Source organism: Candidatus Xianfuyuplasma coldseepsis (genome assembly GCF_014023125.1).
Taxonomy (GTDB): domain Bacteria; phylum Bacillota_I; class Bacilli_A; order Izemoplasmatales; family Izemoplasmataceae; genus Xianfuyuplasma; species Xianfuyuplasma coldseepsis.
Genome location: NZ_CP048914.1, coordinates 1,115,924 through 1,141,522, shown reverse-complemented (window position 1 = coordinate 1,141,522; position 25,599 = coordinate 1,115,924). Strand labels below are relative to the sequence as shown.

41 protein-coding genes are annotated in these 25,599 nt (G+C 40.9%); 1 reads left to right on the top strand and 40 read right to left on the bottom strand.

The window, feature by feature from the left end; genetic code table 11:
* Positions 1–34 precede the first annotated feature (34 nt).
* From G4Z02_RS05425 to rpsJ, 36 genes are all read right to left on the bottom strand, one after another.
* Positions 35–1,369 carry an MFS transporter gene (locus tag G4Z02_RS05425; protein ID WP_258876990.1) on the bottom strand — a complete coding sequence of 445 codons (1,335 nt, stop codon included), beginning with the start codon at positions 1,367–1,369 and terminating at the stop codon, positions 35–37.
* A gap of 111 nt (positions 1,370–1,480) precedes the next feature.
* Positions 1,481–3,085: an ABC transporter permease gene (locus G4Z02_RS05420; RefSeq protein WP_258876989.1), complete on the bottom strand. Its 1,605-nt coding sequence runs from the start codon at positions 3,083–3,085 to the stop codon at positions 1,481–1,483.
* Between the two features lie 9 nt (positions 3,086–3,094).
* The gene (locus tag G4Z02_RS05415; protein ID WP_258876988.1) at positions 3,095–3,973 is read right to left on the bottom strand and encodes an ABC transporter ATP-binding protein; all 879 of its coding nucleotides are present in this window, start codon (positions 3,971–3,973) and stop codon (positions 3,095–3,097) included.
* A 101-nt stretch (positions 3,974–4,074) separates the two neighbouring features.
* Positions 4,075–4,353, bottom strand: a complete 279-nt coding sequence (locus tag G4Z02_RS05410; RefSeq protein WP_258876987.1) for a hypothetical protein — start codon at positions 4,351–4,353, stop codon at positions 4,075–4,077.
* 133 nt (positions 4,354–4,486) lie between these two features.
* Positions 4,487–4,804 carry a hypothetical protein gene (locus G4Z02_RS05405; RefSeq protein ID WP_258876986.1) on the bottom strand — a complete coding sequence of 106 codons (318 nt, stop codon included), beginning with the start codon at positions 4,802–4,804 and terminating at the stop codon, positions 4,487–4,489.
* Between the two features lie 12 nt (positions 4,805–4,816).
* Complete coding sequence (locus G4Z02_RS05400) at positions 4,817–5,170, bottom strand: hypothetical protein (protein ID WP_258876985.1); 354 nt, start codon at positions 5,168–5,170, stop codon at positions 4,817–4,819.
* Between the two features lie 66 nt (positions 5,171–5,236).
* Positions 5,237–5,599, bottom strand: a complete 363-nt coding sequence (rplQ, locus tag G4Z02_RS05395; protein ID WP_258876984.1) for a 50S ribosomal protein L17 — start codon at positions 5,597–5,599, stop codon at positions 5,237–5,239.
* Between the two features lie 16 nt (positions 5,600–5,615).
* Complete coding sequence (locus G4Z02_RS05390; protein ID WP_258878706.1) at positions 5,616–6,566, bottom strand: DNA-directed RNA polymerase subunit alpha; 951 nt, start codon at positions 6,564–6,566, stop codon at positions 5,616–5,618.
* 30 nt (positions 6,567–6,596) lie between these two features.
* Positions 6,597–6,983, bottom strand: coding sequence for a 30S ribosomal protein S11 (gene rpsK, locus G4Z02_RS05385; protein ID WP_258876983.1), 387 nt, complete (start codon positions 6,981–6,983; stop codon positions 6,597–6,599).
* A 15-nt stretch (positions 6,984–6,998) separates the two neighbouring features.
* Complete coding sequence (rpsM, locus tag G4Z02_RS05380) at positions 6,999–7,364, bottom strand: 30S ribosomal protein S13 (RefSeq protein WP_258876982.1); 366 nt, start codon at positions 7,362–7,364, stop codon at positions 6,999–7,001.
* Positions 7,365–7,380: 16 nt separating this feature from the next.
* Positions 7,381–7,494, bottom strand: coding sequence for a 50S ribosomal protein L36 (rpmJ, locus tag G4Z02_RS05375; protein ID WP_258876981.1), 114 nt, complete (start codon positions 7,492–7,494; stop codon positions 7,381–7,383).
* Between the two features lie 31 nt (positions 7,495–7,525).
* Positions 7,526–7,744: a translation initiation factor IF-1 gene (infA, locus tag G4Z02_RS05370; RefSeq protein ID WP_258876979.1), complete on the bottom strand. Its 219-nt coding sequence runs from the start codon at positions 7,742–7,744 to the stop codon at positions 7,526–7,528.
* Positions 7,745–8,509: a type I methionyl aminopeptidase gene (gene map, locus G4Z02_RS05365; RefSeq protein WP_258876978.1), complete on the bottom strand. Its 765-nt coding sequence runs from the start codon at positions 8,507–8,509 to the stop codon at positions 7,745–7,747.
* Positions 8,502–9,155, bottom strand: coding sequence for an adenylate kinase (locus tag G4Z02_RS05360; protein WP_258876977.1), 654 nt, complete (start codon positions 9,153–9,155; stop codon positions 8,502–8,504). The genes map and G4Z02_RS05360 overlap by 8 nt, the downstream gene beginning before the upstream one ends.
* 10 nt (positions 9,156–9,165) lie before the next feature.
* The gene (secY, locus tag G4Z02_RS05355; RefSeq protein ID WP_258876975.1) at positions 9,166–10,479 is read right to left on the bottom strand and encodes a preprotein translocase subunit SecY; all 1,314 of its coding nucleotides are present in this window, start codon (positions 10,477–10,479) and stop codon (positions 9,166–9,168) included.
* Position 10,480: 1 nt separating this feature from the next.
* Positions 10,481–10,921 (bottom strand): 50S ribosomal protein L15, encoded by a 441-nt coding sequence (gene rplO, locus G4Z02_RS05350; RefSeq protein WP_258876974.1) that lies wholly within the window; start codon positions 10,919–10,921, stop codon positions 10,481–10,483.
* A 12-nt stretch (positions 10,922–10,933) separates the two neighbouring features.
* Positions 10,934–11,113 (bottom strand): 50S ribosomal protein L30, encoded by a 180-nt coding sequence (gene rpmD / locus G4Z02_RS05345; protein ID WP_258876973.1) that lies wholly within the window; start codon positions 11,111–11,113, stop codon positions 10,934–10,936.
* A complete protein-coding gene (rpsE, locus tag G4Z02_RS05340; RefSeq protein ID WP_258876972.1) occupies positions 11,113–11,646 on the bottom strand; it encodes a 30S ribosomal protein S5 in 534 nt (177 codons plus the stop codon). Before rpsE ends, rpmD begins: the two co-directional genes overlap by 1 nt.
* Positions 11,647–11,657: 11 nt before the next feature.
* Positions 11,658–12,020, bottom strand: coding sequence for a 50S ribosomal protein L18 (rplR, locus tag G4Z02_RS05335; RefSeq protein WP_258876971.1), 363 nt, complete (start codon positions 12,018–12,020; stop codon positions 11,658–11,660).
* An 18-nt stretch (positions 12,021–12,038) separates the two neighbouring features.
* Positions 12,039–12,575, bottom strand: a complete 537-nt coding sequence (rplF, locus tag G4Z02_RS05330) for a 50S ribosomal protein L6 (protein WP_258876970.1) — start codon at positions 12,573–12,575, stop codon at positions 12,039–12,041.
* 10 nt (positions 12,576–12,585) lie between these two features.
* Positions 12,586–12,981, bottom strand: coding sequence for a 30S ribosomal protein S8 (rpsH, locus tag G4Z02_RS05325; protein ID WP_258876969.1), 396 nt, complete (start codon positions 12,979–12,981; stop codon positions 12,586–12,588).
* A gap of 18 nt (positions 12,982–12,999) precedes the next feature.
* Entirely contained in the window at positions 13,000–13,185 is a 186-nt protein-coding gene (locus G4Z02_RS05320; RefSeq protein ID WP_258876968.1) for a type Z 30S ribosomal protein S14, read from the bottom strand.
* A gap of 11 nt (positions 13,186–13,196) precedes the next feature.
* Entirely contained in the window at positions 13,197–13,736 is a 540-nt protein-coding gene (gene rplE / locus G4Z02_RS05315) for a 50S ribosomal protein L5 (RefSeq protein ID WP_258876967.1), read from the bottom strand.
* A gap of 19 nt (positions 13,737–13,755) precedes the next feature.
* Positions 13,756–14,085 carry a 50S ribosomal protein L24 gene (gene rplX, locus G4Z02_RS05310; RefSeq protein ID WP_258876966.1) on the bottom strand — a complete coding sequence of 110 codons (330 nt, stop codon included), beginning with the start codon at positions 14,083–14,085 and terminating at the stop codon, positions 13,756–13,758.
* Between the two features lie 17 nt (positions 14,086–14,102).
* Positions 14,103–14,471 (bottom strand): 50S ribosomal protein L14, encoded by a 369-nt coding sequence (gene rplN, locus G4Z02_RS05305; RefSeq protein WP_258876965.1) that lies wholly within the window; start codon positions 14,469–14,471, stop codon positions 14,103–14,105.
* Positions 14,472–14,498: 27 nt separating this feature from the next.
* Positions 14,499–14,756 (bottom strand): 30S ribosomal protein S17, encoded by a 258-nt coding sequence (gene rpsQ, locus G4Z02_RS05300; protein WP_258878705.1) that lies wholly within the window; start codon positions 14,754–14,756, stop codon positions 14,499–14,501.
* A 15-nt stretch (positions 14,757–14,771) separates the two neighbouring features.
* Positions 14,772–14,960 (bottom strand): 50S ribosomal protein L29, encoded by a 189-nt coding sequence (rpmC, locus tag G4Z02_RS05295; RefSeq protein WP_258876964.1) that lies wholly within the window; start codon positions 14,958–14,960, stop codon positions 14,772–14,774.
* On the bottom strand, positions 14,950–15,378 hold the full coding sequence (gene rplP / locus G4Z02_RS05290; RefSeq protein ID WP_258876963.1) for a 50S ribosomal protein L16: 429 nt from the start codon (positions 15,376–15,378) through the stop codon (positions 14,950–14,952). Before rplP ends, rpmC begins: the two co-directional genes overlap by 11 nt.
* Positions 15,378–16,031, bottom strand: coding sequence for a 30S ribosomal protein S3 (rpsC, locus tag G4Z02_RS05285; RefSeq protein ID WP_258876962.1), 654 nt, complete (start codon positions 16,029–16,031; stop codon positions 15,378–15,380). Before rpsC ends, rplP begins: the two co-directional genes overlap by 1 nt.
* A 12-nt stretch (positions 16,032–16,043) precedes the next feature.
* Entirely contained in the window at positions 16,044–16,379 is a 336-nt protein-coding gene (rplV, locus tag G4Z02_RS05280; RefSeq protein ID WP_258876961.1) for a 50S ribosomal protein L22, read from the bottom strand.
* A gap of 12 nt (positions 16,380–16,391) precedes the next feature.
* Positions 16,392–16,670 (bottom strand): 30S ribosomal protein S19, encoded by a 279-nt coding sequence (rpsS, locus tag G4Z02_RS05275; protein WP_258876960.1) that lies wholly within the window; start codon positions 16,668–16,670, stop codon positions 16,392–16,394.
* A gap of 15 nt (positions 16,671–16,685) precedes the next feature.
* Positions 16,686–17,516: a 50S ribosomal protein L2 gene (rplB, locus tag G4Z02_RS05270; protein ID WP_258876959.1), complete on the bottom strand. Its 831-nt coding sequence runs from the start codon at positions 17,514–17,516 to the stop codon at positions 16,686–16,688.
* An 18-nt stretch (positions 17,517–17,534) separates the two neighbouring features.
* Complete coding sequence (rplW, locus tag G4Z02_RS05265; RefSeq protein ID WP_258876958.1) at positions 17,535–17,819, bottom strand: 50S ribosomal protein L23; 285 nt, start codon at positions 17,817–17,819, stop codon at positions 17,535–17,537.
* Positions 17,819–18,442, bottom strand: a complete 624-nt coding sequence (gene rplD / locus G4Z02_RS05260) for a 50S ribosomal protein L4 (protein ID WP_258876957.1) — start codon at positions 18,440–18,442, stop codon at positions 17,819–17,821. The genes rplW and rplD overlap by 1 nt, the downstream gene beginning before the upstream one ends.
* 19 nt (positions 18,443–18,461) lie before the next feature.
* Positions 18,462–19,172, bottom strand: a complete 711-nt coding sequence (rplC, locus tag G4Z02_RS05255) for a 50S ribosomal protein L3 (RefSeq protein WP_258876956.1) — start codon at positions 19,170–19,172, stop codon at positions 18,462–18,464.
* A gap of 43 nt (positions 19,173–19,215) precedes the next feature.
* Positions 19,216–19,521 carry a 30S ribosomal protein S10 gene (gene rpsJ / locus G4Z02_RS05250; protein WP_258876955.1) on the bottom strand — a complete coding sequence of 102 codons (306 nt, stop codon included), beginning with the start codon at positions 19,519–19,521 and terminating at the stop codon, positions 19,216–19,218.
* A 335-nt stretch (positions 19,522–19,856) separates the two neighbouring features.
* On the opposite strand from rpsJ, the gene G4Z02_RS05245 reads away from it, so the two are divergent.
* Positions 19,857–20,474 carry a Crp/Fnr family transcriptional regulator gene (locus G4Z02_RS05245; RefSeq protein ID WP_258876954.1) on the top strand — a complete coding sequence of 206 codons (618 nt, stop codon included), beginning with the start codon at positions 19,857–19,859 and terminating at the stop codon, positions 20,472–20,474.
* Positions 20,475–20,494: 20 nt separating this feature from the next.
* Here the strand turns inward: G4Z02_RS05245 and G4Z02_RS05240 are convergent, their stop codons facing one another.
* The 4 genes from G4Z02_RS05240 to G4Z02_RS05225 form a co-directional block, all read right to left on the bottom strand.
* A complete protein-coding gene (locus tag G4Z02_RS05240) occupies positions 20,495–21,556 on the bottom strand; it encodes an NAD(P)H-dependent flavin oxidoreductase (RefSeq protein WP_258876952.1) in 1,062 nt (353 codons plus the stop codon).
* A 139-nt stretch (positions 21,557–21,695) separates the two neighbouring features.
* Positions 21,696–23,222 (bottom strand): hypothetical protein, encoded by a 1,527-nt coding sequence (locus G4Z02_RS05235; protein WP_258876951.1) that lies wholly within the window; start codon positions 23,220–23,222, stop codon positions 21,696–21,698.
* Between the two features lie 81 nt (positions 23,223–23,303).
* The gene (locus tag G4Z02_RS05230; protein WP_258876950.1) at positions 23,304–23,741 is read right to left on the bottom strand and encodes a MarR family winged helix-turn-helix transcriptional regulator; all 438 of its coding nucleotides are present in this window, start codon (positions 23,739–23,741) and stop codon (positions 23,304–23,306) included.
* A 101-nt stretch (positions 23,742–23,842) separates the two neighbouring features.
* Positions 23,843–25,597: an InlB B-repeat-containing protein gene (locus G4Z02_RS05225; protein WP_258876949.1), complete on the bottom strand. Its 1,755-nt coding sequence runs from the start codon at positions 25,595–25,597 to the stop codon at positions 23,843–23,845.
* Positions 25,598–25,599 lie beyond the last annotated feature (2 nt).

Below are 25,599 nucleotides of genomic sequence, written 5' to 3'. Positions count from 1 at the left end.
AAAACAAGACAACCCATTGATTGTCTTGTTTTCTTTATTGTAATTCTCTTATGTATTTGTTGTTGAAAATGATAATTGACATGATGATAATTCCAACCACCATCGCGACTCCCACATAGTACACGGAGAAATGATCGATGATTGGTCCAGCAATGAGTGCGGCAAAGGGGAATAAGATTCCGCCAAAGGAATCCATTAACGTCACGACTTTTCCTAGTTTATTGGGATCGATGTAACGACTAATTGCTGCATTCAGTGGGGCATTGAAACTCGCACTTACCAACCCGGCAATAAAATTCAGAGAAATAAATAGGATTATGAACAATTGCTCTTCAATGATGGCGACATCATAGATACGGATAAGGATTATGTATAGGGTCGATATCACAACGTACGCTGCCCCACCAAATTTGAGCAGCTGGTGAATCGTAAACTTCGAGGCGATGACGGCGACGATTAAGCTCATGGAGATTAAGCCGATGGCTTCAGCTAATTTAATCGTTGCTAAGATATAATCGGCGGTGTACTGAACGAACCCAAGATACTCTTTAATTAAGTATGGAACACCAATACTAAACCATGGTTCGACTAACGCTAAACTAATCACGATGATATAAACAATTGCTGCAATCGGCTTCGCTTCTTTGAAGATATAAATCGTCGCTTCTTTTAAATCGGTAAAGACCTGTTTCGCATAGTGTTTGGTTTTGTTGCCATTGACTTCAATTTCTTGATAAGCGGTCGCATCCAAACGATCTTGATTCTTGGCAACATCATACCGAATAAACATCTCTGAGAATGCGGATAGGATAAAACTAATCGCATTGATGAAGATTAAAATGACTATTCCAAACTGAACATATAGGACAGCTCCAAAAGCAAGACCAATGATATTTTGGATACTTCGTGTCATTTGAAATAACGAACTTGCAGACACCAACTCATCGGCATGCACGACTTGGGGTAATAACGCTGAGGATGCGGGGGAGAAGAATGCGGTTTGCACGGCAATCAACGCCAACAATGAATAAATCGTCACAAGAACCATGTCGGTGTTACCTTGTTGATCAAAATAATAGACCCCGATTCCAATCAATGTATAGACAATACCTCGTCCATAATCGGTGAGGTATAATACCCGAACTTTATTCTGCCACCGATCGGTAAATGTTGCGGCTACTGGTGAGACGATAAAGACGATGAACGTCCAGATTGAAATATAGGTGGACATCGATGTTGCAAGCCCGGTTAGATCGAGTAAGTATAATGAGATTCCAAAACCATATATACGGCTTCCAGCGCCGGATACCAATACGCCGAAGAAATAGAGTAAAAAGTTCTTATCTTTAATGTAATTGTGCTTAAACATACAGCCACCCTCTTTCCTATTACCTCTATCTTAATTGATAACTGTGTATTGCACAATAAACAAAAAAAATAAAATTGTCATATCAAAAAAAAGCCTGAATAGTCAGGCTTTTTAACCATTGATATCACGTGTAGTATATCGGTTATATCCAATATAGGCGATTAGTAAACCGAGAATCAAGATAATACCCTGGGTTCCCCAGTTCATATCATCAACTGGTAGTTTGGGGATGTATCCAAAGGGGGTAAGTTTCTCTAAGAAATCCGCTAAATCCAATAATTGTCCTAGATAAGAGACAAAGAAACTATACCCCATAAAAATCCAAATAATCCAGGTTTTATTGGCTGTGAATCCAATGATTAGCAAGGAGAACCCGAGCATCAGTACCATCGTTGGAACATAGACCATAATCGCACCTAAGAAGGTCGAAAAGGCAATTGGATCATCCATCATTGGGCTGGATGCAATGTACATTCCAACAGCACTCATAAAGAGCATCACAACTCCGGTGATTGTCGCTAGGAGAAAATGACTACTGACAATGCTCCATCTCGATACCGCATGGGACATCAGGATGTCGGAACGGTTCTTCCGTTCTTCCTGGGCGAGTTTATTCATACCCATGATTGCCGGTATGATCGAAACCATCCCGAGAACAACCATGATAAAGCCCATAAATTGAACCGCTAGTGGAACCCCTGGTATTTCAGGGAGAATATCTTCAAAGAACTGATTGTTGGCAAGATAGGCTTCTAAGTCCCCAAATATCGATCCATAACTGGCCCCTAAAACGAACATTCCTAAGGCCCAAATAATCAATTGTGTTTTCCCAAGACGAAGATAAAATCCAAATGGTCCATTGGCGTAGGATGCGATGGTTTGTTTTCCTCGTTTTGATTGGAAGAATCCAGCATCCATATCGCGAATACTACTGAGATAGAGCGCAAGATAAATTAAGCCCAATGAAGTGACAAATAGTACCAGTAACGGCCATACTAAGTTATTGACAAACGGTTGCGAATGAACCAACCATTTAAATGGAGATAGCCACATCAATGCTTCACTCGAAGCGGCACCAATCGAAAAGATGATGTAGAGAACAAACAACGTCATGAAACTGGTGCTCATCACTGAACGGTTACTTTGATAGAGTTGTGCAATGACGGCACTGACGGCAGCAAAGAAGAACCCAATCAACCCGAGTCCTAGTCCATAGTTCATCGATCCAATGAAACCAATGTCTTCAAGTCCTAATAGCGATAGGAAACCACCCATCAATACACCGAGGACAAGAAACGTCATTAACATGACAATCATCGTTGATAAGAGGTAGGCATCACGACCAACTGGGAAGGAACGGATTAATTCATATCGCCCTTCTTCTTCCTCATTACGAAGATGTTTGGCCACCAACATAATCGCCATAATCGCGACAAATAATCCGACCCATAAATACATCATATGGGCCCAAAAGGCTCCTTGCGTATAGTTATCGATCCCGTATCCTTCTCCAAACATTGCGACCATCGCTGGGTTTTCCATAATGATTTTAAAGGAGTCCCGTTCGACTTGGGTTGGATACATGTTGGTGATTTGGACCGCGACTATCGTATCAAAAAATACCAAGGATAAGATCCAGATTGATATCCGCCATTTATCCCGTTTGAGAATAAACAACGTTAGATCCCACACATTCGCAAAATATTGTTTTCTCATCGTCCTCACCTACTTCTCGTAGTGACGCATAAATAAGTCTTCTAACGTTGGTGGACGACTATCGAGTTTGATGACATCATAGCTACTTATGTACTTCAAGACATCGCCAAATTTGGATGAATCCAGTTCAAATGAGGTTGTCGAACCCTCCGTTTGAACATTATAAACACCATCTTGTTTTGCCAAGTCCGTGATTGGTTTACTGGTTTCTGCAGTAATAAAATTCCGTGTTAAATGCCGCATTTCATCCAATGTACCTGTTTGGACGATCTGACCTTCACGGATAATCGAAATCACGTCACATAGTTTTTCGACTTCACTGAGAATATGACTCGATAAGAAAATGGTTTTCTTCTGTTTTTTGAGTTCCGTAACGTATTCTTGAAAGACACGTTCCATCAATGGGTCGAGTCCACTTGTCGGTTCATCCAAAATAAAGACATCCGCATCACTCGCAAGGGCTGCAACTAACGCTACTTTTTGACGATTTCCTTTCGAATACGTCCGGCATTTCTTGGTCGGATCCAGATCAAACTTATGATAGAGTTCATCTCGTTTTTCTTCGGAAATCCCACCTTTTAACTTGGCAAAGAAATCAATGACTTCACCACCGGTTAAGTTGGGCCACAAGTTTACTTCTCCTGGAACATAAGCGATGTTCTTGTGAATCGTTACCGCATCTTCCCAGGCGTGTTTCCCAAATACAGTAGTGTCACCTTGATCCGCTTTTAAGACCCCTAGAATGACACGTATAGTGGTTGTTTTACCGGCTCCATTGGGTCCGATAAATCCATATACAGTCCCTTCTTCTACAGTAAAACTAACCTCATCCATGGCGACAACATCACCAAAGGTTTTGGTCACATTCTTTAGTTCTATAACGCTCATAATCCATCCTCCTTGTCGGGATTAAAACATCGTACTTACTCTCATTATACTACTCTTGATACAAAGAATCTAAAAAAAAATAACACTCTGAGCGAGTGTTACTAATACTTGATTCCTGCTGCTTTGATACTGGATGGATCATGCGAACTACATGGTGTAACACCATAGGTCATGTCGCAGGAAGGACAGGATGTCTCAAATTGAACCATCGTGAATGTTTCTCCGCAACTACAGTCCACTTGATGTGGTGTTTCTAGATACCCATTTCCGACGCCTACTTGACGTACTTTATCAACGATGGCTTTTCCATCATTCAAATCCGGTGCACAACCATCATTGCCACTACAGGATTGGATTTTTTCTTGAATTGTTTTGTCCATATTATCAGCTCCTGCATCTATTATACAAGATGCCTGCAATGGCACAAGTAAAGTTATAATTTTTTTATATGTATTGCCGCTTATAGCATCAATACATCGATGAAAAAAACACTCCGAAGAGTGTTTGATCGTATTACTTGGGAAGATTGATTATGGCATTGTATAAGCTGATTAAAATACCAGCAATCCCAAAGAATCCTAGGGTTCCCGTCATTCCGATAAGGAGTCCCAGTCCCCAATCGGATTTCTTCTTGTAGTAGAGAACAAACCCTACAACGTAAATCACAATGATTGTTAATCCCAAGAACCAGAATACCATAAGTATAGCACCGAGGGCAGCCCAGCCATCCGTGGATGTGGATGCGACAATCACACCAACCACAATTCCAAGAACAATGATAAGAATGGTAACGAGTGGGGGAATAATGATTCCCTTAGTTTTATTTGACATATCAAGTCTCCTTTAACTGAAGATAAAGAATAGGATAAATCCCAAAATGAATAGAATAAATTCAATAGCGATCAGAAGTGCGATTCCCCCTACTAGAGCATACAAGATCCCAATCATTAAGCCGAGGCCGTATTGATTGTTAAAACGAAAATACAAGATCCCACCGATGATAAGTAGCGTAAATGTCCAAATCGGTAGTGTATTGAGAACGATGGGGACATAGGACAAAAACCAAAGTGCTTCTGCCGGAATAGGATAGATGTCTGAGGCAAACCAGACCGAGAAGGTAATAACAAGTACGAATGTACCTACAGTAATCACAATGCCGCGTCCTTTTTCCGACATTAATAACCAACGATCTTTCATACATATCACCTTCCAGTTACTAGTAGTATACCAATAAAAAACAGGTTTTCCAACCTGTTTTATGTGTTATTCAACAAACTCAATGATAGCCATTGGGGTTGCATCCCCACGGCGTGGTCCGAGTTTTAAGATTCGTGTGTATCCACCGTTACGTGTTTCAAAACGAGGGGCGATATCACTGAATAATTTTTGAACTGCGTTTTGATCGTTGCCAGCGTCTAAGAAGCGAACTGTTTGCGCTGCTTGACGGCGGGCTGCGAGTGTACCTTTTTTACCTAAAGTAACCATGCGTTCAACGAGTTTTTGAAGCTCTTTGGCTTTCATTTCCGTTGTTTGAATTTTTTCGTGGATGATTAGTTGGGTTACTAAGTCCCGAAGCATTGCTTTACGTTGGTCACTACGACGGTTTAATTTACGGTATCCTGCCATAAAAAATTACCTCCTATTAGTGTCTTGCAAGTCCAAGACCAAGTTCATCTAGTTTTTGTTTCACTTCTTTGAGTGATTTTTTACCGAGGTTACGAACTTTCATCATGTCTTCTTCTGTTTTTTGAGTGAGTTCTTCGACGGTATTAATTCCAGCACGTTTCAAACAGTTGTAGGAACGTACGGAAAGATCTAGGTCTTCTATTTGCATTTCTAAGATTTGAGAGTTTTGTTCGTCCTCTCGTTCGATCATGAATTCTTCTTCTTTGACTTTTTCGCTTAGTTCCACCATTACTTTTAAGTGTTCAATCATCATTTTTGATGCGATGGCAATGGCTTCTTGCGGGTTGACACTACCGTTGGTCCAAATTTCTAGGGTTAACTTGTCTTGGCCACTGTTTCCAGAGGATGCAGGGCCGACGTCGTAGTTAACGCGATTTACAGGGGTGTAAATACTGTCGATCGGAATGATTCCGATATTGGAACGATTGGTAATGAATTCTTTGTTATCATCCGCATTCACGTATCCAACACCTTTGCGTGCGGTCATGATCATTCGGAATGTTCCCGAATTTACCGTACAGATGTGTTGGTCTTCGTTGATGATGTTGACGTCGTTATCACTGATAATGTCTTTTGCTGTAACTACTTGAGGTCCTTCGACATAGATTTCTAAACGTTTTTCAACATTGGGATCGTCACTATCAATGGTTAAGACCACTTCTTTTAAGTTTAAAACGATACCGGTTACGTCTTCTACAACACCATCCATACTGGAGAATTCATGTTGGACACCATCAATTTCGCAATTGACGATGGCACAGCCTGGTAAACTGCTGAGTAAGATACGGCGTAAGGAGTTTCCTAACGTGATTCCATATCCTCGCTCGAGTGGGCTGACGATAAATTTCCCGTATGTATTGGTTTCATTTAATACTTCAATTTGAGTATTTGGTTTTTCGAATTTCAAATCTTTCAAATGAACAACCTCCCTTATCGTTTATTTGTGTGGTCGTTTTGGTGGACGACAACCGTTATGCGGAATCGGTGTTACGTCTTTGATCGCAGTAATTTCTAATCCGGCAGTTTGTAATGAGCGGATTGCTGCTTCTCGTCCAGGTCCTGGACCTTTGACGGATACTTCTACTTTTTGGACACCGTGATCCATCGCTGCTTTGGCGCAAGCTTCACTTGCTAATTGGGCAGCAAATGGTGTTGATTTACGGCTACCTTTGTATCCTAATGCTCCGGCACTGCTCCAGGCAATGGCGTTTCCATTAGGGTCGGTGATGGTAATAATTGTGTTATTGAAAGTCGAATGAATGTGAGCTACTCCGGAAGGAATATTCTTTTTCACACGACGTTTTCTAGGTACTCTTTTTGCCATGTTTAACTTCCTCCTTTATTTTTTCTTGTTCGCTACGGTTCTACGAGGACCTTTACGAGTACGAGCGTTATTTCTTGTATTTTGTCCGCGTACGGGTAATCCTCGACGATGACGCATTCCTCGATAGCTTCCAATTTCTTGAAGGCGTTTGATATTCATCATGACTTCACGACGAAGATCACCTTCGGTTTTTACTTTTGCAACTTCACTGCGGATGCGTCCAAGTTCATCTTCTGTAAGATCTTTGACGCGCGTATCTTCTGATACGTCCGCTGCTGCTAAGATTTCTTGTGCAGTCGATTTTCCAATTCCAAATACGTATGTTAATGAAATCACAACGCGTTTGTCACGAGGAATATCGACACCAGATATACGAGCCATATATGTCTCCTCCTAATTAACCTTGTCTTTGTTTGTGACGTGGATTTTCGCAGATAACCATCACTTTTCCGTTGCGTTTGATGATTTTGCATTTATCACACATTTTTTTCACACTTGGTCTTACTTTCATTTTTTTCCTCCTTTGGACCATGTCCAAATTCTTATTTATGACGATAGGTGATTCGCCCACGTGTTAGGTCGTACGGCGATAGTTCCACCGTTACGCGATCACCTGGTAGAATGCGAATGTAATACATACGGATTTTACCAGAAACGTGAGCAAGTACACGATGTCCGTTTTTTAATTCGACGATAAATTCGGTGTTTGGCAAAGCTTCAACGACTTTACCTTCTAATTCAAGTTTGTCTTCTTTCGCCATTTAGATTCCTCCTTTAGCGAGTGTTGTTAGGATGACAGGCGCACCGTCAGTGACTAAGATGGTGTGTTCATAATGAGCACTTGGCATCTTATCAATGGTGACTGCCGTCCAGTTATCTTCTAGTACGCGAACTTCTCTGCGGCCCATGTTGATCATCGGTTCAATGGCTAAGGTCATTCCGGCTTTGAGGCGTGGCCCTTTATGGGGTTTGCCAAAGTTGGGAATTTGCGGGTCTTCATGGAGTTGTTTACCGACTCCATGTCCGACGAATTCGCGGACGACACCGTAGCCGTATTGTTCCGCATGCGTTTGGACGGCATGGGAGATGTCCGAGATGCGATTACCAGCGGTGGCTTGTTCCAATCCTTTGTATAAGGATTCTTCGGTGACGTTCATCAGTTGTAAGACATCGTCACTAACGGTACCCACGGCGTATGTCCAAGCGGAATCGCCATGATAACCTTTGTAGTTGGCACCGATGTCGACAGCGATGATATCACCGTCTTGTAAAACCACTGTTTCGCTGGGGATACCGTGTACAACTTGTTCATTAATCGAAGTACAGGCACTTCCAGGGAACCCGCCGTATCCTTTAAAGGATGGGGTGGCTCCATGATCTCGGATTACGCGTTCGACAATTTGGTCGAGTTCGTAGGTTGTTACGCCAGGTTTAATGTGTTTGGCAACTTCTTGATGGGCAAGCGCGACGATATGCCCCGCTTTTTTCATCAAGTCAATTTCACGGTTGGATTTAATACTAATCATAAATGGTGTCTAATACAAGAATGATGTCGTCGGTGACTTTATCAAATTCTTGCATCCCATTGACGTTATATAAGATGTTTTTGTCATCATAGTAGTCTAATAACGGCTTTGTTTTACTTTCGTAGATTTCCAGACGACGCTCCACTGATTCATGGGTATCATCGGGTCGTTGATAGAGTTCGCCACCACATATGTCGCAGACTCCATCTTCTTGTGGTTTCATGAATTTTAGGTGGTACGTTGCGCCACATTGTTTACAAACTCGGCGTTGTTCCATACGTTCAAACAGTACATCGTGACTGGACAGGATGTTGATGACGGCATCGAGTTTCGATCCCATTCCTTCTAACATCTTGTCAAGCGCAATTGCTTGGTTTACGGTACGAGGGTACCCATCGAGTAAGAAGTTTGTTTCCGCATCTTCTTCGGAGAGTCGCAATCGTACAATTTCGTTGGTGATGTCGTCGGAGACGAGTTCACCTTTTTTGATAAATTTCATGGCTTCTACTCCAATTTTCTCGCCTTTGTTGTAGGCGTCACGGAACATTTGTCCGGTGGAGATGGATGGCATGTTATAGCGTTTGACGATTCTAGACGATTGACTGCCTTTCCCGGCACCCGGAGGACCCATCACTAAGATTTTCAAAACGAACCTCTTATTTGATGAATCCCGAGTAATTTTGTTCTTGGGTTTGGGTTTTGATTTGTTTAGTGGTTTCAATCGCCACACCTACAACGATCAGTAAGCTGGTTCCACCAATTTGAACGTATGCAGGAAGATCAAAGATCATCGCTACGAAGATTGGTAAGGACGCGACTAATACGAGGTAGGTTGCACCAATAATGGTGATTCTGAATAACGTCTTACTGATGTAGTTTTCGGTTTCTGTACCAGGACGTACACCAGGGATGTATGCATGTTGTTTTTGTAAGTTGTCTGCCATTTTTTCGGGGTTGATTTGAACGAAACTATAGAAGAATGCGAAGACGTAAATTAGAATTACGTAAACCGCATATCCTAACGGTTGTTGGTAGGTAAACATTTCGGTTAACCAGCGTCCAAATAAGGTTCCATCTAAGGCACCAACGAAGCTTAAGATTGTCGTTGGGATCGATAGAATCGTTACCGCGAAGATAACAGGGATAACACCTGCAGAGTTGATTTTTAATGGAATGTGAGAATCACTTTTTCCTTGGAATCGAGCACTGGCAGGACGGTTGGAATATTGAATCGGTATTTTACGAAACGCACTTTGCATGACCGTTACGAAGAAGATGACGGCAATGTATAATACCATCACGAGCGTAAAGATTAAGATGCTTTCGGTGGTCCGTACACTTTCGACTAAATAACCTTCAATCATACTCGTGATCATCAGTGGCATCGTGGATACGATCCCTGCGACGATGATCATGCTGGTTCCATTTCCGACTCCGTAAAGTGTGATTTGATCACTTAACCAGAGTAAGAATGCGGTCCCTGCGGTCATGACGATTGCTAAGTAGGTGTAGGTTACGAAGTTAACGTTTGTAACACCAATATCGAAGATGGCGTTTCCAGTTAAACGGAAACCATACGTCATTGCTAAGGCTTGGATGAATGCCAAACCAATGGCTAAATAACGGTTTAATTGATTAATTTTTTGTTTCCCTGTTTCGCCTTCTTCTTGCCACTCTTTTAATAATGGAATGATGTCCATTTGTAATAATTGAGTGATGATTGAAGCGGTGATGTAGGGACCAATTCCTAGGGCGATGATACTGTAGTTTTTCAGGGCGTTCCCGGTAAATGCGTTAGCAATACCTAAGAATCCACTGTCTGCAGAATCAAAGAAGGATTGGATGATGTCTTGGTTGATTAACGGGATGGTGATATAAGTTGCAAGTTTGTAGATTAAAAAGACTAAGAAGGTAAATCCAATTTTCTTCATGACATCTTTATTCTTAAGTGCGGCAACTATATTCTCCATGTTAAATCACCTCTGGGGTTCCACCAACTGCTTCTATTTTAGCGGCAGCAGATTTGGTAAATTTGTCTGCTTGCACAGTTAATTTCACCGTTAATTCACCATTACCTAAGATTTTTAATCCGTCTAATTGTTTGCGGATTAATTTGTCTTGTAAAAGCATGTCTTTGGTAACGACAGTACCTTCTTCGTAACGGTTTAATTCACTTACGTTAACGCAAGCGTATTCGGTTCTAAAATGATTGGTAAATCCACGCTTTGGTAGACGTTTGAAGAGTGGTGTTTGTCCCCCTTCAAATCCAGGACGTGTTCCTCCACCACTACGGGCGTTTTGTCCTTTGTGTCCTTTTCCTGCGGTTTTACCGGTACCGCTCCCGGGACCTCTACCCAAACGTTTTTTAGCATGTGTAGAGCCAGGAGTTGGTTTCAAGTTTGATAAGTTCATCTGGTATACCTCCTATAACTCTTTTACTTCTACTAGGTGGTTGATCACGTTGATCATCCCTCTAATAGTTGGAGTATCGGTTTTGACGACGGTTTTTTGTAATTTGGTTAAGCCAAGTGCGATGGCTGTTTTCTTTTGGTTTGGTGTTCCAGCAATGGTGCTTTTCACCAATTTTATTTGTAGTTGAGCCATTAGTTTAAGATCTCCTCTACACTTAACCCGCGGGTGCGAGCGACTTGTTCAGCGCTACGAAGCGTGTTGATAGCATCGAAGGTTGCGCGGACGACGTTGATTGGGGTGTTGGAACCTAAAGATTTACTTAAGATGTCTTCAACTCCAGCCAATTCGAGTACGGCACGAACAGGTCCACCGGCGATAACTCCGGTCCCACCGATGGCAGGTTTTAAGAATACTTCTCCAGCACCGAATTTCCCAACAACTTGATGGGGGATGGTGGAGTTGTACATTGGCACTTTGACTAAATTACGTTTGGCGTCTTCAATTGCTTTTTTGATGGCATCTGGTACTTCTTGGGCTTTCCCGGTACCAAATCCAACTTTACCTTTTTTGTCCCCGATAACGACAAGTGCGCTAAAGCGGAAACGGCGTCCACCTTTTACAACTTTTGTTACCCGGTTAATATTGACAACGCGCTCTTCGTAAAGCTTTGGTTCGCGTTTACGGCGAGGACGACGTTGACGTCTTTTACGATTATTATTGTCCATTTGGGGCCCTCCTAAAATACTAGCCCAGCTGCACGAGCTGCGTCCGCCAATGCTTTAACACGTCCGTGGTATAAATACCCACTACGGTCAAACACGACAGTATTGATGTTATTTTTGAGTGCACGTTGTGCAATTAATGTTCCGACTGCTTTCGCAGCTTCTATGTTGCCACCGTTTGTGATTGTGGAATCTTTTTCGTTTGATGATGCGCTCACCAAGGTTACTCCGTTGACATCGTCAATGATTTGTACGTAGATGTTTTTATTACTACGGAAGACATTTAAACGAGGTTTTGCTGGAGTACCGACTAAGCGTTTGCGAATACGTAAGTGACGTTTTTTTCGCAATAAATTTCTTGATTTTGTTTTAATCATAATTATCACTCCTACCTACTATTTAGCAGTTTTTCCTTCTTTACGACGTACATATTCATCCACATAGCGAATCCCTTTTCCAAGATAGGGTTCTGGGGGACGAACTTTGCGAACGTTGGCAGAGAATTCTCCAACTAATTGTTTGTCAATTCCACTCACGATGATGTCGGTGTTTTTCGGAACGTCAACGGTGATTCCTTCCGGAATATCCATTTCCACTGGATTCGAGTATCCAGCAAGTATTACCAACTTGTTTCCTTGTAATTGGGCACGATACCCAACACCGATCATTTTTAATTGTTTTTTGAAGCCATCACTAACACCGGTAATCATATTATTGATTAACGCGCGTGTGGTTCCATGGATACTTCTCATGAATTTGCTGTCGTTTGGACGTTCAACGAGTAACTCGTTGTTGTCGACGGAGATCGCAAGTTCATTGTTGAACGTACCTTCTAATGTCCCTTTTGGACCTTTTACGGTTACAGTATGGTTGTCTATAGTTACTTCTACACCTTGAGGTAGAGTAATCGGTTTTTTTCCAATTCGACTCATAATTACACCTCTACCATACGTATGCCAAGATTTCGCCGCCGATTTTTTGCTTACGCGCTTCACGGTCGGTCATGATACCTCGAGAGGTCGAAACCACAGCAATTCCTAGTCCATTTAATACTTTGGGTAGTTCGTTTGTTTTTGCATAGACTCTAAGCCCAGGCTTAGAAATTCTTTTTAGTCCTTTAACAACGCGGTCGTTGTTCAGATATTTTAAGTTTACACGTAGCGTGTTTTGCACATCACCTTTAATGATTTTGTAACCAATGATGTATCCTTCGGCTTTTAATACTTCTAAAATTTCTTTTTTCAGTTTCGACGCAGGGATATCCACTGTTTCATGTTTCATTTGGTTGGCATTTCGGATACGTGTCAACATATCTGCAATAGGATCTGTCATTACCATATTAGTTGCCTCCTTCTTTTACCAACTAGCTTTTTTGACGCCAGGTATTTGTCCTTTGTACGCTAATTCGCGGAAACAAATACGGCATAGTTTGAATTTTCTATATACTGCGTGTGGACGACCACAACGCTCACATCTTGTGTATTCCCGGCTAGAAAATTTAGCGGGACGATGTGCTTTAATTTTCATTGATGTTTTTGCCATAATTAGCCTCCTTATTTACGAAACGGCATACCGAGCTGCGTCAATAATTCCAGTGCTTCAACGTCTGTATTTGCCGATGTTACGATGACAATATCCATCCCGCGTACACGGTTGATTTTGTCGTAGTTGATTTCAGGGAAAATTAATTGTTCTTTGACACCTAGGGTGTAGTTTCCACGTCCGTCAAATGCGGTTTTGGAAACACCTTGGAAGTCGCGAACGCGAGGAAGAGCAATGTTCACGAGTTTATCGAGAAAGTCATACATTCTTTCTCCTCGTAACGTTACTTTACAACCGATTGGCATACCCTCTCTTAATTTAAAGTTTGAAATCGATTTTTTCGCTTTAGTGATGACAGGTTTTTGACCTGTTACTAGTGTTAATTCTGCAACGGCATCGTCTAATGCCTTGCTGTTTGTAATGGCGTCTCCTACTCCCATATTAACAACGATCTTTAATACTTTTGGGGTGGCCATTACTGTGTTATAGTTGAATTTATCCATCAATATTGGACGGATTGATTCGTCATATTTTTCACGTAAACGGTTCATGCTATTTCCTCCTTTCTGATTAGTCTAATACCTCACCAGATTTTTTCGAATAACGAACTTTTCGTGTTATGTCTTTCTTTTTCACGGTTTCGGTAATGGTTTTATAACCAATACGTGTAGTACCGAGTTTTTTCTCCACGATCATGACGTTGGATGCATGGATTGGTGCTTCGTATTCCATGATTCCACCATCGGGGTTCGATTGAGTAGGTTTCGCATGTTTTTTGATTTTGTTTACGCCTTCAACGATGACCTTGTTGGTTTTCGGATAGACTTTTAAGACTGTTCCTTCTTTCCCAAGGTTTGCACCGCTGATGACTTTGACTGTATCGCCTTTTTTGATTTTCATCTTCGGTTCCTCCTACTCTATAATACTTCGGGAGCAAGCGAAACGATTTTCATGTATCCTGCTTCGCGTAACTCACGTGCTACTGGGCCGAAAATACGGGTTCCACGAGGGCTTTTATCATCGCGGATTAATACAGCAGCATTGTCATCAAATTTAATATAGCTTCCATCTTTACGACGGATTGGTTTTTTTGTACGAACGATTACAGCTTGTAATACGTCTCCTTTTTTCACTTGGCCACCAGGAGTCGCAGCTTTCACTGTAACGGTAACGACATCTCCAACCGAAGCGTATTTACGCTTGGATCCTCCCAAAACCTTAATGGTTAAGACTTCGCGAGCACCGGAGTTGTCAGCTACTTTCATTCTCGATTCTTGTTGAATCATAACTTAGTTCCTCCTTCTACTCACCGATTAAGCTTTGGTCTCGACGATTTCGAGTAAACGGAATCGTTTTGATTTGGATAATGGGCGAGTCTCCATAATTTTTACTACGTCACCAACATTCGCTTGATTTTGTTCATCGTGTGCAGCGAATTTTTTGGTTTGAATGACTCGTTTACCATATAATGGGTGTTTACGATATGTTGTAACTAATACAGAGATGGTTTTATCCGTGGCATTGGATACGACTTCTCCAGTTAATACTCTTCGTTTATTACGTTCCATAATGATCTCCTCTTTCCTCTACTCGTTACGCTCGTTGAGCACAGTTTTCATGCGCGCAATCGCTTTTTTTACTTTACCGACACGAGCGGTGTTTTCCAATTGTCCGGTTGCTTGTTGGAAACGAAGGTCGAACAATTCTTTTTTGAGTTCGGTAATTTCATCATTAATTTTCGTAGTGTCCCAAGTTCTAATTTCGCTAGCTTTCATTAGAATCACCACTTTCTCGTTTTACAAATTTCGTTGTGACAGGCAATTTGTGAGATGCTAAACGCAATGCTTCACGTGCAACTGCTTCATTGACGCCACCGACTTCAAACATAATGGTACCCTCTTTAACAACGGCAACAAATCCGTCAGGAGCACCTTTCCCAGATCCCATCCGTACTTCGAGCGGTTTTGCGGTTTTTGCCATGTGAGGGAAGATGCGAATCCATACTTTCCCTTGACGTTTCATATAACGTGTCATGGCAATCCGAGCTGCTTCAATTTGGCGGTTGGTGATCCAAGCACCTTGGGAGGACATTAATCCGAAATCTCCAAAGTTAATTTCGGTTCCACCTTTGGCTTTTCCCTCATAACTAACGCGATGAGGACGACGATATTTGGTACGTTTCGGTGTTAACATTATTGTCTACCTCCCCGTTTTTTCTCTGGAAGGATTTCACCTTTGTAAATCCATACTTTAATTCCAAGTTTACCGTATGTAGTATCGGCTTCTGTAGCGGCGTAATCGATGTCTGCGCGCAAGGTATGTAATGGAACATTTCCTTCACTATATCCTTCGCTACGTGCCATCTCAGCACCACCTAAGCGTCCTGATACTAAGGTTTTGCATCCTTTTGCTCCGGCTCTCATAGCACGTTGAATTGCCATTTTTTGAACGCGGCGGAATGATGCACGACTTTCCAATTGACGCGCGATGTTTTCGGCGACTAATTTGGCGTCTAAATCTGGTTTTTTAATTTCGACGATGTTTAAGTATACTTCTTTACCAGTTAATTGTTGCAATTTGTTAACGACTTCATTTTTAATTTTGCTTTCGCGTCCGAATACCATACCTGGTTTTGCGGTGTGTACGGAGATTAGTACGCGACCTTTACTACGTTCGATTTCAATTTTAGAAACCGCTGCGTTTTGGTAAAAGTCTTCTAATAACGAACGGATGTTTAAATCTTCATGAAGTAGATCAGCAACATCATTTTTATCAGCATACCAACGAGCATCCCAGTCTTTGATGATTCCAATTCGGAGTCCTACTGGACTAACTTTTTGACCCATGTGATGTGCCTCCTATTCTCTCTCAGCCACGACTGCTGTGATGTGGCTGGTTCGTTTCATGATTGCCGACGCTCTACCTTGAGCGCGTGGTCTAAATCGTTTCAATGTAGGACCTTCGCCTACAAAAATTTCTTTTACATAAAGTGCTTCGGTGTCCATGTTGTAGTTGTGTTCGGCATTCGCAACAGCACTACGAATTAACTTTTCAACAACGGGACTTGCAGCTTTTGGTGTTAAGCGTAAGATTGCGATCGCTTCTCCAACGTTTTTACCGCGTACTAAATCGATAACCAACTTGACTTTACGAGAAGAGATTCGGACCATTTTTGCTTGTGCTTTTGCTTCCATAGTTTGTCTCCTCTACTTTCTGCTTGCTTTCTTATCTTTTTCGTGTCCACGGTTGGATCTTGTAGGAGCGAACTCTCCTAATTTGTGCCCAACCATATCTTCTTGAACGTATACAGGGATGTGCTCTTTACCGTTGTAAACAGCAATCGTATGCCCGATAAATTCAGGGAAGATGGTGGAACGACGTGACCACGTTTGGATAACGCGTTTTTTGCCTTCTTTATTAAGTGCTTCCACTTTGTTGTATAAGTGGTCGTCCACGAATGGACCTTTCTTAACGGAACGTGACATTTGAGTTCCTCCTCTCTACTTGTTACGACGTCTAACAATGTATTTATTGCTAGCTTTGTTTCGTTTTCTAGTTTTTAAACCAAGAGCTGGTTTACCCCAAGGAGTTACAGGACCTTTTTTACCGATTGGTTGACGTCCTTCTCCACCACCATGAGGGTGATCGACAGGGTTCATAACACTACCACGAACGGTAGGGCGAATTCCCATATGTCTTGTTTTACCGGCTTTACCAACGTTGATTAAGTTGTAATCTGCGTTTCCAACTTCACCAATGGTTGCGCGGCAGGTTCCTAAGATGCGACGTACTTCACCACTGGTTAAGCGAACAAGTACATAACGATCTTCACGACCTAAGATTTGAGCGCTGGTTCCAGCGGCGCGTACTAATTGGCCACCTTTACCAGGTTTTAATTCGATGTTATGGATAACGGTACCGACTGGAATATTTCGTACAGGCAGTGCGTTTCCAACTTTGATATCAGCAGCTTCGCCGCTTTCAATCATCATTCCTACTTGTAGACCTTTGGGAGCGATGATGTAACGTTTTTCTCCGTCCACGTAATGAATTAATGCGATAAATGCATTACGGTTTGGATCGTATTCGATGGTAGCAACTTTACCAGGAATCGTGTCTTTATTTCGTTTAAAGTCAATGATACGGTATTTTTTCTTGTATCCGCCACCTTGATGGCGTACAGTAATTTTACCTTGGTTGTTACGTCCAGAATGCTTGTTGATGTTTACAACTAAGGATTTTTCCGGTTTATCCGTAGTGAGTTCGGAATAATCCAAGCTGGTCATGTGACGTTGTCCATTCGTCATTGCTTTATATTTCTTTAAAGCCATAACAGTAACCTCCTTTTATTACGCATTAAAGATTTCAATTTTACTGCCTTCAGCTAGTGTAACAACAGCTTTTGCGACAGCGGGTTTGAAACCTGTGTATTGTCCTACTCGTTTTTTCTTTGGAGTAGTTTTCATGGTATTAACTTTTACTACGGTAACGTTGAAGAGTTCTTCAATCGCTTTTTTGATCTGAATTTTGTTTGCACGTTTGTCAACGCTGAATGTGTATTTGTTTTCTTGTTCAGCAAGTAGCATTGATTTTTCCGTGATGATCGGTCTTAAGATAATTTCACTTGATAACATTATCCAAGCACCTCCTCATATTTCTTGACTGCATCAGCAGTTAAGACGACGGTTTTTACGTTCAATAACTCATAGACGCTCACGTGATCCACAGTTGTTACGGTAACTCCTGGGATATTACGTGCAGCAAGGGCAAGGGTTGTATTTGGTTTATCTAAGACAAATGCAACTTTACCTTCTACCTTTAAGTTATTCAGTACGTTCACCATATCTTTGGTTTTTATTTGTTCCAATGTTAACTGATCCAGTACTTTGAAGTTCTCTTCTTGTAGTTTGCTGGACAATACGCTTTTTAATGCTAAGCGGCGTACTTTTTTGTTTACTTTTAAGATGTACTTGCGAGGACTTGGTCCGAAGACGATTCCCCCACCTGTCCATAATGGACTTCGGTTGGTACCGACGCGGGCACGACCGGTTCCTTTTTGACGCCAAGGTTTCCGTCCACCACCGCGTACAGCGCTACGATTTTTGGTACTGTGTGTACCTTGTCTCATGGCTGCGCGTTGGGCCTTTACAACGTCATATACGGCTTGTTCGTTAGGTTCAATACCGAATACTGCATCATTGAGTTCGATATCTCCTACGTTTTCGCCTGTCTGATTGAATAATGTAACTTTTGCCATCTTATATCCTCCTCTCAGACTATTCCTGAGCTTCCGCAGAAGCTTCAGTTTCTTGAGTTTCTTCTACAGTGATGAAATCTGTAGGATTCAGCGGTTCAATCGCTCCACTTTTGACGGCATGTTTCACGTATACCAAGCCTTTTTTCGGACCGGGTACAGAACCTTTAATAAGTAATACGTTTCGTTCAACGTCCACTTTAACGATTTCTAGATTTTGAATGGTGACAGTTTCATGTCCCATGTGTCCAGGTAAGTTTTTACCAGGGCGTACATGGTTGGGATCGATGGGACCCATTGATCCAGGACCTCTGTGGTAATGAGAACCGTGTCCCATTGGCCCACGATGCTGATTATGACGTTTGATGCTACCAGCGAATCCTTTCCCTTTGGATGTTCCAGTAACGTCAACGACTTCACCTTCTGTGAATATTTTGACTGTGATCTCCTGACCTACTTCGAAGTTATAGAGCTCTGGTCCACGAACTTCTTGCAAGTAGCGCTTAGGATTTGAGTTCGATTTCGCAAAATGTCCAAGTTCGGGCTTGTTTGCTAATTTCACTCGTTTGTCTTTGTAGCCTAATTGGATACTTTCATATCCATCATTTTCCATAGTTTTCTTTTGAAGAACAACGTTTGGTTCACAACTAACAACAGTAACAGGTACTAATTTTCCATCTTCATTGAAGACTTGAGTCATTCCAACTTTTGTTCCTAAGATACCTTTGGCCATGAGTAACCTCCTATATTATTTTTTTGGTTTGATTGGTAGTGCATTATTTTAATACGATGTCTACACCAGATGGTAAATCCAAGTGCATTAAGCTGTCGATTGTCGCTGGGGTTGGATCCATGATGTCGATCAACCGTTTGTGCGTACGACGCTCAAATTGCTCACGAGATTTTTTGTTAACGTGAACAGAACGCAAAATTGTGAAAATTTCTTTTTCTGTGGGTAGCGGGACAGGACCACTGATTTTCGCTCCTGTTTTTTTCGCGGTGTTCACAATTTTTTGCGCCGATTGGTCTAATAATCTATGATCATAAGATTTCAATCGGATACGGATTTTTTGATTTGCCATTAAATTTCCTCCTTTCGCCTATATTGCTATATAGACTTGCTCGGTGTGAATTACCTGACTCCCAAGACAACGTCTTCGGGTGTGTCAGCAACCTCCCACTTCGTAGCCTGACTCGGGCGCGAGTCTTGAACATAATAGCAAAAACAAATCGCTAATGCAAGGACTTTATCAAATTTTTTTGGAAATTTTTTTTCTATATAATATAAGGGGTAAAACAACCCCTAAATAGCGCGATATTTTGTGTAAAAAAATTTTAAACTTTTTTTCGGACATTTTCTTTTGGATCCATTCATGCTACAATGATTGTAACAAATGTTACGAAATGAGGAATTCTCATGTTACTCCATCAAACCGAATTATTTCATAACACCTCAATCGATACATCACCGATTCAAATCAAACAGTATCCAACCAAATATACGATCGAATTAGAAGGTACTACTTGTACATATATTGCGATTGTGTTAGAAGGTACGATTGGGATCACATCGTACAATGCCAGCGGGACATCGATTCACCTTCAGACCCTACATGAAGGAATGATGGTAGGTGATGTACTCTTGTATGGTACAAAGGATCATATGTATCCTGGAAACCTTGTAACGGTTACACCAGCTACCATAGCCACTATTCCCTACGAACTGGTTGATCAGTACCTACACGATGATGCTATATTCCGCAAGAACCTCTTGACCTTGATTAGTCAGAAAGCATACACCTATAGTCTTGAAACAAAGCTCTTATCTCAAGATACATTGCGGGACAAGATTCTACATTATCTAACCCTTGAACAACAACGTCAAGGAACCAACAAAATTCAACTTCCAATGACGAAAGAAGAACTAGCGAAGAAGATGCATGTGAAGCGTCCGTCATTATCCCGAGAACTATCTCAAATGAAGCGAGAAGGATTAATCGATTACAATCGGTGGACGATTACTATAATCGAATAAAAAAGCCCAATTCTGGGCTTTTATTTTGATTTGAATTCTTGTTTGATTGCTCGAAACACATCTTTGATGGACGATATCTTTGTCGTCTTATACGCATTGCTTCCCGCAAAGGCGAATCCATTATGGAGTTTCCCCTTTTGCGCATTGATTAAGGCGAGTGTAATACAGTAGGGTGCTTCTTCTTTCTTACATGTAATAATGCAATCATAAGGACACGTAAAAGGATGTTTTAATCCTTGTTCGACCTCTTCTAAGTACGGATTCCTGATCGCTCGCCCCGGTAATCCTACTGGACTCTTGATGTAGACGATATCTTCTTTCTTCGCATCCACATAGGTTTGTTTAAACGCATCACTGGCATCACATTCGTAGGTTGGTACAAAACGGGTTGCCATTTGAACACCACTAGCTCCTAAATCCAGAAAACGACGAATATCTTGTCCTGTATAAATACCACCACCAACGATAATCGGGATGGTCGTATTGTGTTCTTTTTCAAACGGTTCTATAGCCTCTAATACCTGTGGTAATAAGACCTCTAATGAGTACGCTGCATCACCTAGTTGATTGGCTTTAAATCCCAAATGTCCACCAGCTTCTGGACCTTCGACAACAAAGGCATCGGGAACATAATTGTATTTTTTGATCCAATGCTTGCAAAGAAGTTTCGCAGCACGACCAGATGAGATAATTGGAACCAATTTTGTTGTCGTATTTGCGGGACGAAATTCAGGCAATCGTAACGGTAATCCCGCACCGGCAAATATGAAATCTACATTGGCTTCCATTGCCGCTTTTGATAATGCTTCAAAAGATGTTAGGGCGACCATAATATTGACACCAATCAAGCCATTAGATTCTTCTTTTGCCTGGGTAATTTGAGCTTTTAAAGTAGTAATATTATCTTGTTCAAAATCCCCAGTCTTCTCCCCATAAAAGCCAACTCCAGCAGCACTAATTACACCTATCCCACCTTCATTTGCAACCGCACTAGCTAAACGATGTAAACTAACTCCAATCCCCATTCCCCCTTGAATAATTGGTAAGCGAGCGATTTTATCGCCGATACGTAATGACTTCATAGAGTACCTTCTTTCTACACGAAATCCGTGCAGTAATCTTACATTACTATATCACACATAGTAATTAACTGCAACAAGATAATGTTTTCATCAAGAAAGTTTATAATTAAAAAGCATCGCCTAAGCGATGCCTTGTTTCTTAATTCAATCGGTATTGTACAACTTCGCCATTATCCCGTTCCAATATGAAACTCGCATTTAACATCTCACTACGGTAGGTTCCTAAGTACGTGAAGGATTCAATCGATGTTCCATCGATATCATATACATGGAACATATTGGTTGCAATATCATGTATATAAAACGTATTTCCTCGTCCAGCAGCACAATAAATGCTTTCGTAGATATTTGGACCTGCGGTAAGGGACTGGAGAATGATGGATTCGTTTGTCGAAAAATCTTTATAAACCACATTAAAATCTGTATCACTGTTCAGTTCCATATAAAGACCTCTCGTACTATCAAGTGCAACAAAACTGGGAATATCTTCAAGTACAAGGTCCGTACCTTTCCAATAAATATCGTAGTTATATAGGTTTCCACTGTATCCTTTTCGGACACTCAAGAAGTCATGAAAAGGTATTGCCAAGTAATTGTCATTTTCAATGCGATTGATTTCCGTGTTATTCAAGTCATAGACGACAATATCAAGACTGGTTCCTTTTGTATGCGTCGCATAAAAACTATCACCCATTGCATTTTCAGAACCACAATCAGGGACAGCATGATCAATTCGGAACTCATCATCAAAACAAGTAATATAATGATCTCTTAATCGAAGCTCATAAAATCCATAATAATCACCAACAGAATACAGATATTCAATTGGTTCATTTGCGTCATAAAGTTCAAGATGCTCTGCGGATAAACTACCACCGTCAAACCGGTATAGAAATTGATCCCCATATTCCTCACCAACTAGAAAGAAAACTCCATACTCATTTGTGGTGATATGTTGTCCATAACTACAACCATGTTCAAGGTCTATAGTAGTAACAACATCATCACCATCATGGAGCCAAAGATTACAACTAGTCAATCCTTCTTCAACAAAGAGAAAATAGCCTTCTCCTGGACGCTGATAGAAATGGTTTGCACCCACGAAATATGCGTCTCCTTCGCTATAAGTAGTAGATAACTCAAATTGACCATTATATACATAATAATCATCTTGATACTCCATAACCAATCCATTATTAGTATTCGCAATCACCTTAACTGTCTGACCGATAACATATTCACCTGTTTCTGGGTGCGAATCATCATCAAAGTCATATTCAATCGCATTTTTGAAGTGTTCCGTACCATATAATACCGGTAGTGGTGTCGTTAAATACACGATATGGTCGATAGGATTATATCCCATTACTCCAGGGGTATAATTGTTATAATTGATTGTATATTCCTCGACCGTTTCACCGATCACACGATAGAAAATTTGATCACGATTATAGTATACAAGCTCATCATTCGAAGCATAAATAATCGTGTTTCTATCCCCTATATCATCGTTAGAATCTGGTACTTTTAACTGCTCTACATATTCCGGTGTTAAACCAAATCGTGTAAACTCATTGTAACTCTCCAATCCAACTAAATCACTCGATAAACAAGCTTCTGAGAATGGATCTGTTTCACAAGATGTTGATTTTGATGTTTTATCCACATCGTTATTCTCCTTATTACATGCTGAAAACATTACTACTAATACTAAAATCAATAAAATTTGAGCTTTTTTCATCTCTTACTATTGTCCTTTCCTTGTTTTTTCCACAATACGATCCGCCATATCACGGATGATTGGTTGCTGCTTATGACTAATTTTTGATGTGATCATTCGATTCAACGTATATTCGAGTTCTTCAAAAACACCTTTAATTTCAGGAATTTTTTGAACACCTTTTTGAGTCAGTGAGACATATGAATAACGGCTATCTTTACGCCTCTTTACGTATTTCATTTTTTCCAATTTATCCAGAAATCGCGTGACCGTAGACGGATTGAAATCGAGTGACTCAGATAAATCACCAGGTGACAGTTCTTTCCATTCATCTAAAAATAACATAATCATCCCATGTGAAGGGGGTAATCCCGTTGGTTTAAATACTTGTTCTGCTATTCGATTAATATTCCGATGCAATTTACTAGCTGCAAAGAATAATGTTTCTTGAACGTATCCATCCATACTACTCACCTCATTTGTATATACAAATTATACTACAAGTATAGATGAGTCGTCAATATTATGTAAAGTGGTCAATAAATTTTTATTATTGACCACTTTTTCTATAATCCCTGAATTTCTTCTACAGTTATCGGTACAGCACCATAATGGATGACTCCATTTGAATCACGGTATCCTGTATAAATAAATGTAATTGTTACCGTCTGTCCGTCGCGACCTTCTATCATGTCTTGTTGATCCGCATATGCGGTATAGAATGTGATTGTAGAACCGTCTTCGAGTGGTCCGAAATATGCTGTTAAAATCGGTTCGTTTTCTACGTGCAACACATCGGTAATTTCTATGACAGCATTCACTAAATCATTGGATCCTAGTGCGGTTTCAGTAAACTCGGTAAATGTCATTTCCTGAGTTGTATAAGGAAGTTCTTGATTGTGTTCAATAATTGTGTATTCAACGATGTTCATATACTTTATGTTGAAGACATTATGAAAATATCCAATACATTGAATCCGATCGCCAACAACTATTGTATTGTCTATTGATGAAGGAAGTGCGACCTCGACAAAATTGATTCCGTCGGTAATGTATACACTTGATAGTTCTGAGTAGTATACAATACCTTCTACTGAAATGAATGGATCCTCTCCTAACGAGGCTTCTAGTACATCTTGTATCGATGTGAACGTTCCTTCCAGTTCGGGATAAATCATTGTTCCATACAAGGTTATATTCTCTTGAGGAACATATAAATCATAGAATTTTGTGTCCTGTGTTTCTTCCAAATACCAACCGTCAAACTCAAAGCCTTCCAATACAAAAGGGGTGTAGATATCGATTAAGTTACCTGGAATATACTCAACGATAGCTTCAACATTACCATTGATGATATAGGTGATATTCACTGTTTCGGATTCTTGATAGAAATATAATGTTAAATCTTGGGTAACCGGTATCGAGTTGTTGTATTCAAAGGTGTAGTTGGTATTGGTATACCAGCCGTATTCTCGATTGGTATCAATGGTTGGGAGGGGAATGGTTTCTCCCAGTAGTACCGTGATTGGATCAATTGGATCCATATCATTTGGAACGACAAAAGTGATTGTATAAACCGGATAGATTACTCGTACATATAGTGTCATATTTTGATCAATAATTGTTTCCGGATTGAATACGGTTTCATATGTATCATCGGTATACCACTCGTAGTCATATAGTGTGAATACAACAGGTAACGTTACTGGTTGAAATGCATCTGCAGTAACTTTGTCTTCAATGACAACCCCATCGGGGTCCACAATGGAAACTGTATATGTTTTTACAAGTCGCAAGTGGAGCGTTGTATCACGGTTAATTGGGGTCTCGGGATCAAACTCCGTTTCATAGGAGGAATCGGTATACCACGCATACTCATATTCCGTGTTTACTTCAGGTAAGGACACCGTTTGTCCAATAATGACATCAATCGATATTTCTTCAACGACATCATCGGGATCCACAATCAGGACGGTGAAGTAGGTAAAATCAACATCCAAATATAAAGTGCGATCTTGATGAATTTCCGTCGCTGGATCGAACTCAGTTGTCATTTCTGCATCGGTATACCACGTATAGTCATCACCAACTTCGATAAATGGTAAGGTTAGTGTATCGCCTTTGTCGACAATCACATCCGCAATCGGATCGAGTTCTTCTGGTAGGACAAAGGAGATGGTGTAGGTTAATTGCTGATCATCAATCAACACGCAACGTTTGCCTTCTAGGCGATAGCCATCGTCACAGTCGATTTCAGCTTTACAGGCACTGAGTCCAAATAGGATGGACAGTGCCACGGTTATTCGTAGTAGGTGTTTCATAC